The organism is Collinsella aerofaciens, from assembly GCF_015556945.1.
GTDB lineage: Bacteria > Actinomycetota > Coriobacteriia > Coriobacteriales > Coriobacteriaceae > Collinsella > Collinsella aerofaciens_AO.
On record NZ_JADNNH010000026.1, the window covers coordinates 25,686 to 33,835 of the forward strand.

The 8,150-nt window shown below is 57.7% G+C and carries 7 protein-coding genes; 2 read left to right on the top strand and 5 right to left on the bottom strand.

What is annotated here, in order from left to right:
* Positions 1 to 157: 157 nt before the first annotated feature.
* From I2F59_RS07865 to tilS, 4 genes are all read right to left on the bottom strand, one after another.
* The gene (locus I2F59_RS07865) at positions 158 to 1,342 is read right to left on the bottom strand and encodes a pyridoxal phosphate-dependent aminotransferase (RefSeq protein WP_195503797.1); all 1,185 of its coding nucleotides are present in this window, start codon (positions 1,340 to 1,342) and stop codon (positions 158 to 160) included.
* 189 nt (positions 1,343 to 1,531) lie between these two features.
* Positions 1,532 to 3,661: an ATP-dependent zinc metalloprotease FtsH gene (ftsH, locus tag I2F59_RS07870; RefSeq protein WP_195503798.1), complete on the bottom strand. Its 2,130-nt coding sequence runs from the start codon at positions 3,659 to 3,661 to the stop codon at positions 1,532 to 1,534.
* A 1-nt stretch (position 3,662) separates the two neighbouring features.
* The gene (hpt, locus tag I2F59_RS07875) at positions 3,663 to 4,211 is read right to left on the bottom strand and encodes a hypoxanthine phosphoribosyltransferase (protein ID WP_195503799.1); all 549 of its coding nucleotides are present in this window, start codon (positions 4,209 to 4,211) and stop codon (positions 3,663 to 3,665) included.
* A 147-nt stretch (positions 4,212 to 4,358) separates the two neighbouring features.
* A complete protein-coding gene (gene tilS / locus I2F59_RS07880) occupies positions 4,359 to 5,897 on the bottom strand; it encodes a tRNA lysidine(34) synthetase TilS (RefSeq protein WP_195503800.1) in 1,539 nt (512 codons plus the stop codon).
* Positions 5,898 to 5,945: 48 nt separating this feature from the next.
* On the opposite strand from tilS, the gene I2F59_RS07885 reads away from it, so the two are divergent.
* Entirely contained in the window at positions 5,946 to 6,755 is an 810-nt protein-coding gene (locus I2F59_RS07885; RefSeq protein WP_195503801.1) for an MBL fold metallo-hydrolase, read from the top strand.
* Between the two features lie 82 nt (positions 6,756 to 6,837).
* Here the strand turns inward: I2F59_RS07885 and I2F59_RS07890 are convergent, their stop codons facing one another.
* Positions 6,838 to 7,269, bottom strand: a complete 432-nt coding sequence (locus I2F59_RS07890; RefSeq protein WP_035138719.1) for an Hsp20/alpha crystallin family protein — start codon at positions 7,267 to 7,269, stop codon at positions 6,838 to 6,840.
* A gap of 277 nt (positions 7,270 to 7,546) precedes the next feature.
* Here I2F59_RS07890 and I2F59_RS07895 point away from each other — a divergent pair, with 277 nt between their 5' ends.
* Positions 7,547 to 8,014, top strand: a complete 468-nt coding sequence (locus I2F59_RS07895) for a hypothetical protein (protein WP_195503802.1) — start codon at positions 7,547 to 7,549, stop codon at positions 8,012 to 8,014.
* The last annotated feature ends 136 nt before the right edge of the window (positions 8,015 to 8,150 follow it).

Consider the following 8,150-nt stretch of genomic DNA (forward strand, 5'->3'; position numbering starts at 1 on the left):
CTTATCTGGCACGGCCGTCGCTTATATTCATTGTACGCATAGCCTTCGATAGTCGTAAAACCACTCCATCCCAAAGACACAACGCCCATGACAACGGGGTCCGGCTTAACACCAAACCCAGTTTCACGTAAAACATTGTAGGCAGAGCGCTTTACTTTTAACGATACTCGTCCGCCAACTGTTTCCAAGCGGGTAGCGAATTGACAATCGTTTCGTAGCTCACGCAATAGCCCAGGCGGAACCAACCCGGCATACCAAAGCTGTCCGAGGGAACCGCAAGCAACTCATACTTCTTTGCGCGCTCGCAAAACGCATTCGCATCGGGCTCCAATGCTTTCACCCATAGGTAGAACGCGCCATCCGGCTCAACATAGGTGTAGCCATACTCCGCTAGTGCGTCGGTAAGCGCGGTGCGGTTGCGTGCATAGGCCTCAACGTCACTCGGCTCATCGATGCAGTCGATAATTACGCGCTGAAAGAGCGCCGGCGCGCACACGAAGCCCAGCGTACGGGCGGCACCGGCAACGGCCGGCATCAGACGGGCAGCCTGCGGATTGGTGTTGGGAACCAAGATCCACCCCACGCGCTCGCCAGGTAGCGATAGCGACTTAGAATACGAGTAGCACACCACGGTGTTCTCGTAGATCGAGGGCACCCAAGGCACCTCGGCACCGTACACAATCTCGCGGTACGGCTCATCCGAGATGAGCATAATCGGATTCTCGGGATCGCGCTGAGCGTTGGCCTCGCGCAGAACATTGGCCAGTCGCGTCAGCGTGTCGCATGTATATACGGCACCGGTCGGATTGTTGGGAGAGTCAATGATGACGGCCGCCGTCTTATCGCTGATCGCCTTGAGCACGTTGTCCACGCTCAGCTGGAACGTATCTTCATCGGCGAGCGCCTCAACACACGTACAGCCGGCCTTCTCAATCCAAACGCGATACTCCGGAAAGTACGGGGCGATAACAATAACCTCGTCGCCCGGGTTCGTAACGGCGTTGAGCGTGCAGGTGAGCGAAGCCGCGGCACCCACCGTCATAAATACGTCTTTGCCCTCATAGCTCGTGCCAAAGCGGCGGTTGAGCGATTCGGCCACAGCGGCACGACATTGCGGCAGGCCCGGTGCGGGCGTGTAGCCGTGCAGCTGGTCGCTCGGCAGCTCCAGGGCCTTCTTAATCGACTCAGCCACAGCAGCGGGCGCCGGAACGCTCGGATTGCCCAGCGAAAAATCGAATACGTTTTCCGCACCGATCTGCGCCTTGCGCTCAAGGCCATAGCTAAAAATCTCACGGATGATGGAGCTTTCCGCGCCGCGAGCATACATAGTTTCGTTGATCATCTGTTCCCCTTTCGCATAGGCGCTATTGTACGCTTTAGCCGAGCAAAGTGCCGCAGCAATGTTGATTGGGGACAGACTTAAATGCGTGAAAACGCTCATTTAAGTCTGTCCCCAATCAACAGACGGCCCCATATCGCTCAAAAGAAAAAACCTCCGCAGGTTTCCCCGCGGAGGCTTTTGCCACAAAGACTATTTGTCGGTGTCGGCACCGACGACGGCATGGTCATCGTCAGCATCATCGGATGCGGCTTCGGCATCCTCCTGCATGGCCGCCTGCGCAAAGGCCGCGGCATCAGCCGCCAGCTCCTCCTCGCTCATGCGAGGCACGCGCTTCTTGGTCGGCATGCCGGCCGCCTTGGCATTGCGCTCCTCCTTGGCCGCCAGGATATCGCCCTCGCGCTCAAGGTAGGCGTCCCACTCGTTATCGAGCAGGGCATTCACGGCATCGCCCTCGACAGTCTCGCGCTCAAGCAGCACCTTCGCCATCAGATCGAGCTGATCGCGACGGGCATCCAAGATCTCGACAGCACGACGATGGGCCTCGCGCATGATGCGCTGAACCTCGATATCAATGCGGCGCGCCGTCTCCTCGGAGTAATCCTGGTGATCGGCGTAATCGCGACCAAGGAACACCTGATGTTGCGCCTCGCCAAACACTTGCGTGCCCAGCTCCTCGCTCATGCCCAGGCGCGTGACCATCTCGCGCGCCATCTTGGTTGCGCGCTCCAGATCGTTGCTCGCGCCCGACGTAATATCATCGCACATGAGCTCCTCGGCAACGCGACCGCCCAAGAACACGGCAAGCTCGTCGAGCATCTCGTTCTTGGTCTTGAGGAAGTGGTCCTCCTGCGGAAGCTGCAGCGTGTAGCCCAGCGCCTGGCCGCGGCTGACGATCGAGATCTTGTGGACCGGATCGGAGTGCTCCAGGATGTGGCCCACCAGGGCGTGACCGCTCTCGTGGTAAGCAATCGTGGTGCGCTCGGCCTCGGTCATCACGCGACCCTTGCGCTGCGGTCCGGCAATCACGCGCTCCATCGATTCCTCGACCTCGTCCATCGAGATCACGGAACGATGACGGCGAGCGGCCAGCAGCGCAGACTCGTTGAGCAGGTTCGCTAAATCGGCACCAGTAAAGCCAACGGTCATCTGGGCGAGCTTCTCAAACTTAACGTCCTCGTCCATCGGCTTGTTCTCGGCATGCACGCGCAAAATCTGCTCGCGGCCTTTCACGTCCGGACGGTCGACCGTAACCTGACGGTCAAAACGGCCGGGACGCAGCAGCGCCGGATCCAGAATGTCGGGGCGGTTGGTGGCGGCGATCAGGATGACCGACTCGCTCTCCTCAAAACCGTCCATCTCGACCAGCAGCTGGTTGAGCGTCTGCTCGCGCTCGTCGTGGCCGCCGCCCAAGCCGGCTCCGCGCTGACGTCCCACGGCATCGATCTCATCGATGAAGATGATCGACGGGGCCTGGGACTTGGCCTCCTTAAAGAGGTCACGCACACGGCTGGCGCCGACACCTACGAACATCTCGACAAAGTCGGAACCCGAGATGCTAAAGAACGGCACGCCCGCCTCGCCGGCAACGGCCTTGGCCAGCAGCGTTTTACCGGTGCCCGGAGGGCCAACCAGCAACACGCCACGCGGGATCTTGGCGCCCAGCTTGCGATAGCGATCCGGATCGCTCAAAAAGTCACGGATCTCCTCGAGCTCCTCGACTGCCTCGTCCACGCCGGCAACGTCTTCAAACTTGACCTTGGGGCGTGTGGCCTCGTTGGTCTTGGCGTTGGTCTTGCCAAACTGCATGTTCCTGTTGTTGGCGCCCATCATCTGGCGCATAAAGTAGAACATGATGGCGATAAGGGCGATCGTCGGAAGCACACTCATCGCCAAGTCGCCCCAAAAATCGGGATCGTTGGTGTTGACGATGTACTTGGTATCGGGGTGCTCCGCCATGAGCTCGGCAAGCGAATCGGAGCCGACATAGGTCGAGGAGAAGCTCTTGAGCTCGCTCGTATCGCCCTTGTCCTTCTTCGTCTTCCAGTAATGACCCGTCACGCTTCCGTCTTGAACCGTATAGGTCAGATCTTCGACGCGATCCTGCTTGATGGCGCTCACCATCTCGCTCGTCGCGAGCTTAACGGTATTGCTGGAATTGGCAAAGCCGGAGCCCATGTTAAAGAAGGCGTAGCCCAGAAGCGCGCAAGCCAAAATAAAATACAGCCAGCCCGTACGCGTGGGCTTCTTGCCTCCGGGCATCCCCGGGATCTTAGGCTCCCGGGGAGTCTGGGAATTGTTATCGTTATGGTCGTCGGGCATCTTACGAATAAACCTCCGGTTTCAAAATGCCCAGATACGGAAGGTTACGATAGCGCTCGGCATAGTCGAGGCCGTAGCCCACCACAAAGGCATCGGGGCAATGGGTTCCAACATACTTGGGCGTGATGGCCGAGACGCGGTCCTCAACGTCCTTCCACAGGAAGGCGGCGACCTCCAGAGAAGCGGGCTTGCGGCTCTCGAGGTTCTTCATCAGATACTTGAGCGTCAGGCCCGAGTCCAGAATGTCCTCGACGATCAGCACGTCGCGACCGCGGATGTCGATATCCAGGTCCTTAATGATACGCACGATACCCGAGGACTTCACACCGTCGCCATAGCTCGAAACAGCCATGAAATCGATGTTGGTCGGCAGCTCGATCTTGCGCATCAGGTCGCCCATAAAGACCACGGCGCCGCGTAGGACCGCGATCAGCACCAGATCCTTACCCGCGTAGTCGCGCGTAATCTCCTCGCCCAGGCGAGAGACGATACCGTCGATATTCTCCTGCGTAAACAGAACCTTCTCGATATCCGGATGTTGAGAAGCCATGACAACCCTTTCTTGTGCTTATCGCCCACACACCGCCGTATGGACGCGAACTTCACATTCTAGCAGCGCACGGGGAATATTTTCCAGCCCGTACGCCATCAGCGCGGGAATACCGTCAACGTCGCACAGAATAGCTGGCGTGGGACGCTATTCCGCATCGACCACACGAAGCAGATATGCCACGCGCGTTGCGGCCGTGCACTTAAAACGCTCGTCCGCGCGAACTCCGGCGACCCACACCACGGCACCCCCCGGGGCCGTCCTCACCATGGGCACGCCGGCGCGCTCGGAAACGGGAATGCGAGCCTCACCTAGCAAGTCGGATACTTTCTTGCTTCGGCCACTCATCCCTAACGGGCACATCACGTCTCCCGGTGCGGGACCGTCCACCCACAGGCGCGCCAATCGCGCCTCGGCAGGGATCTCGCCACGCGAGCCCGCCAGGATCCGCTCACTATCGCTGTCGGCAAAACCCAGGGCAGCCGCGTCTACCAAAGCTGTCGCTTCCCCGGCAGCCGCGAGCTCACGGGCGCGGCGCACGATGTCGCATCCCGGCTCAACGACCATCGACTCTGCGACCAGCATACGTCCCCCGCCCAACGGCAAACGACCGGGCACGGTAACCCAGTCCGCGACCAGGCCCTCGCGAGCCACCGGCGCCTTAAACGCCAGCATGCCAAACTCAATGCGTGCGTCAATCCCCGCCGGAAGCGTGACCGAGCCGGCACCCTCGGCAACGCAGGAAAGGACTCGCTCCACATGTCGCATCTCGGGACGAGCATCCGGATCGATGCGTTTGATCGCCAGTCGCACGATGCGCCGCGCGATTACCACCTCGGCCGCAGCAAGGCGCCTGGCATCGAGCACCAGCGCGCCCGCTGCCTCTTTGCGCAAACAGCTTCGAAACGCCCGTGCCGACAGCTGGGATAGAAACGCATCTTCATCACCCAAGATCTCGCAGGCGGCGCCAATCGTCTTGCACACGCTCGCATTACGCTGTGCCACCACCGGCATTACCCGATGGCGCACGTAGTTTCGCAGATACGAGATATCCTCATTGCTCTCGTCTTCACGCCACGGCTGACCATGTACCTGTAGATAGCCCACGAGCTCGCCATGAGTTAGGTCGAGCAAGGGACGCACCACGATATTCCTCCGGCGAGGAATGCTCGATAGACCAGCGGGCCCCGAACCCTTAATTGCGTTCATCAAAAACGTTTCCGCGCGATCCGAAGACGTGTGCGCGGTGCAGATACGAGCCGCCGTTCGCGGTGCCCCCGTCTGGGCGCAGAGCTCGCGAACATACCTTCGCGCCGCGGCATAGCGCACCTCGCGGGCAGCCGCCTCGATATTGCCCGATTCATCATCAAAATAGGCATGCTCAACACACAGCGGTAGACCATATTGTGCGCAGAGCTCACGCACAAAGGCCTCGTCGCCATCGGACGCCTTGCCGCGCAGATGATGGTTCACATGCAGCACGTGCAGTCGCTCGCGCGCGATGGGGGCAACACCGCGTCCGTCTTGGATATCCAGCTTTGATGTGCACGCCATAAGAAGCAGTGCCGTCGAGTCCGCGCCGCCTGATACCATGAGCACGACAGGAGCAGCCTGCTGTCTCGTCCGGGTCTCATCGACTGCCCCAGGCACGGCATGGTGTCCATAATGCTGAGATACCGTAGGCATTTGCTTCCTCCTCTATTCGTCCGCACCCATTGTATCCTTTGGAATCTTATGTCTCGTCTGCACCTTCATATCCTCGGCAGTGGCTCTAAAGGCAACTGCGCGCTCATCGAGGGCCCGCAGGGGCTCATTATGGTCGATGACGGACTGTCTCGCCGCGAGACATTAAAGCGCATGGCAGAACTGGGGCTCTCGGCTGACAACGTCTCGGCTCTTCTCATTACTCATGAGCATAGCGATCACATCAAGGGCCTCGATATCTGGTGCAAGCACTGGCACGGCCCCCTCTTTGCCAGCAGGGGCACTCTTTCGAACAAAGAAAATCTTTCGCATCTGCCTGTCGAGGAATTCGATCCCGGTGACACCCTTTCCATTGCCGGCATCCACGTGCAAACCTACTCAACATCACACGATGTCATCAATCCAGTCGGCTATCGATTCAATGCTCTCGATGATTCCATCGGCTTTGCCACCGACACCGGAGAGCTATCGAGCCAAGCCATGAACACCCTCAAAGATTGTCGAGTCCTCGCGCTCGAAAGCAACCACGATGCGACCATGCTGCGCGAGGGAGAATATCCCCGCTTTCTTCAGGAGCGCATCCTGTCTGCAAGGGGACACATCTCCAATGGCCAAGCCGCCGAAGCCGCGCGCGAACTTGTTACCGATCGCACCGAACAGCTCATTGCCATGCATATCAGCCAAGATAACAATCGTCCGAGCTTTACCGTCAAAAGCTATGCCAAAGCTCTGGCCGCAACCCTGGATGACGAGCTCGGCAGCTCCGCCACCCTTCTCCAAGGATCGCGAAAACTCTCGATACGCCCCGCAAGCCAGTATCGGCCAGCAACCATTCAATAGACTGCCCTAAACAGCAAAAGGGGCCGGGAATCGCTTCCCAGCCCCTTTTGTTGTCTTTTAATAGCGAAGAACACCAACGAAGTTAGTCGATGGAGATCTTCGTAACGTTCTTCTTCTCGACGATCTTGGGAACCGTAACGGTCAGGATGCCGTCAGCGTACTTAGCCGAGAGGCCCTCGCTCGAAGCGTCCTTAAGATACACGCCACGCGTCGCGCTGTACGAGCTGAACTCCTTCTGCAGGAAGTTCTTGCCCTCGTTCTCCTCGTCTTCCTCGACATTCACGCTAATGGACAGACGGCCCTCGTTAAGCTCGACATCGATATCGTCCTTGGCGACGCCGGTCAGATAAGCCTTGACCTCATAGCCATCGCCCTTATCCTCAACGTCAACGGGGAACGCCTTAGAGGCAATCGAGCTGTTCGCTAGGTCGCTCATATCATCAAACAGATCGAACAGCGAGCTTGCAGAGGGACGAACGCCAAAAACCGAACGATAAGGAACCATGCTTGCCATGTTTACCACTCCTTTATAGGACTGCCGAGTCATCTTCCAGGTGACTGGGACTTCTTTTGACGCTCTTATATATGCCCACCCAGTGCTCATATATACATCGACTATAAAGTTTTTTGAGTCCAGTACTATAAGCATATCTAAGTGCGTATGACTCAGGTTTTAGGAAGGTTAAGGTTCTTTGAACCAGAGCTTAAATACCGAGTATGTCCCCAGCTACAAATAACAAGGGGCTTACAATGAGCGCGTACACGTTGTTGGTAACGAGCTAAAGGGCATCATGGACGACCAAAACCAGAACAATATGTTTATGCCGACGCAGGGGGAAGATACTTCCACGCAGCCGCCACGGTTCCATCGCCCCCACATCTCGCAAGAGCCCATTAATGATCCGGAGCCCGAGTATGTGACGAGAAATCGATATCAAACGCTCGAGGATGCCCAAACGGGACGTAAACATATGGGCGTCGCCTCGGGAGACCCTGTATATCTGAAAGACGCACCATTATCTAAAAACAGCGCAGCTAGTGATGAGCCGATGAAAGCATCCGCCGCTCATCAACAAAGAGGTCCTCGACCAAAGCAAACCTTGACGCATTCGGCTCGCTATCTCGAAACGCCAAAACAGGGAAAATCAATCTTCGTTTCATCAAGTAAACGACGCAAGCAGCATCGACTGACAATCCTGCTTTTGATCATTGCAGCCATAGCAGTCGCCCTTGTTATTCGTTTTATTTTCTTTAAATAAAAGCTCAATACCAAAAAGAATTAAATCGTCTGGCGTAAATGAGTCATTTATGCCCGGTAAACGCAAAAAAGGGGGAGGCCGCGAGGCCTCCCCCTTCTCAGTTCAAGCGTACGGCTCGGTGCCGTCCACCGGTCAG

Excerpts from the sequence above, each read along its gene's own strand:
- I2F59_RS07865 (WP_195503797.1), bottom strand. The coding sequence starts at position 1,342 with ATGATCAACGAAACTATGTATGCTCGCGGCGCGGAAAGCTCCATCATC.
- ftsH (WP_195503798.1), bottom strand. The coding sequence starts at position 3,661 with ATGCCCGACGACCATAACGATAACAATTCCCAGACTCCCCGGGAGCCT.
- hpt (WP_195503799.1), bottom strand. The coding sequence starts at position 4,211 with ATGGCTTCTCAACATCCGGATATCGAGAAGGTTCTGTTTACGCAGGAG.
- tilS (WP_195503800.1), bottom strand. The coding sequence starts at position 5,897 with ATGCCTACGGTATCTCAGCATTATGGACACCATGCCGTGCCTGGGGCA.
- I2F59_RS07885 (WP_195503801.1), top strand. The coding sequence starts at position 5,946 with ATGTCTCGTCTGCACCTTCATATCCTCGGCAGTGGCTCTAAAGGCAAC.
- I2F59_RS07890 (WP_035138719.1), bottom strand. The coding sequence starts at position 7,269 with ATGGCAAGCATGGTTCCTTATCGTTCGGTTTTTGGCGTTCGTCCCTCT.
- I2F59_RS07895 (WP_195503802.1), top strand. The coding sequence starts at position 7,547 with ATGGACGACCAAAACCAGAACAATATGTTTATGCCGACGCAGGGGGAA.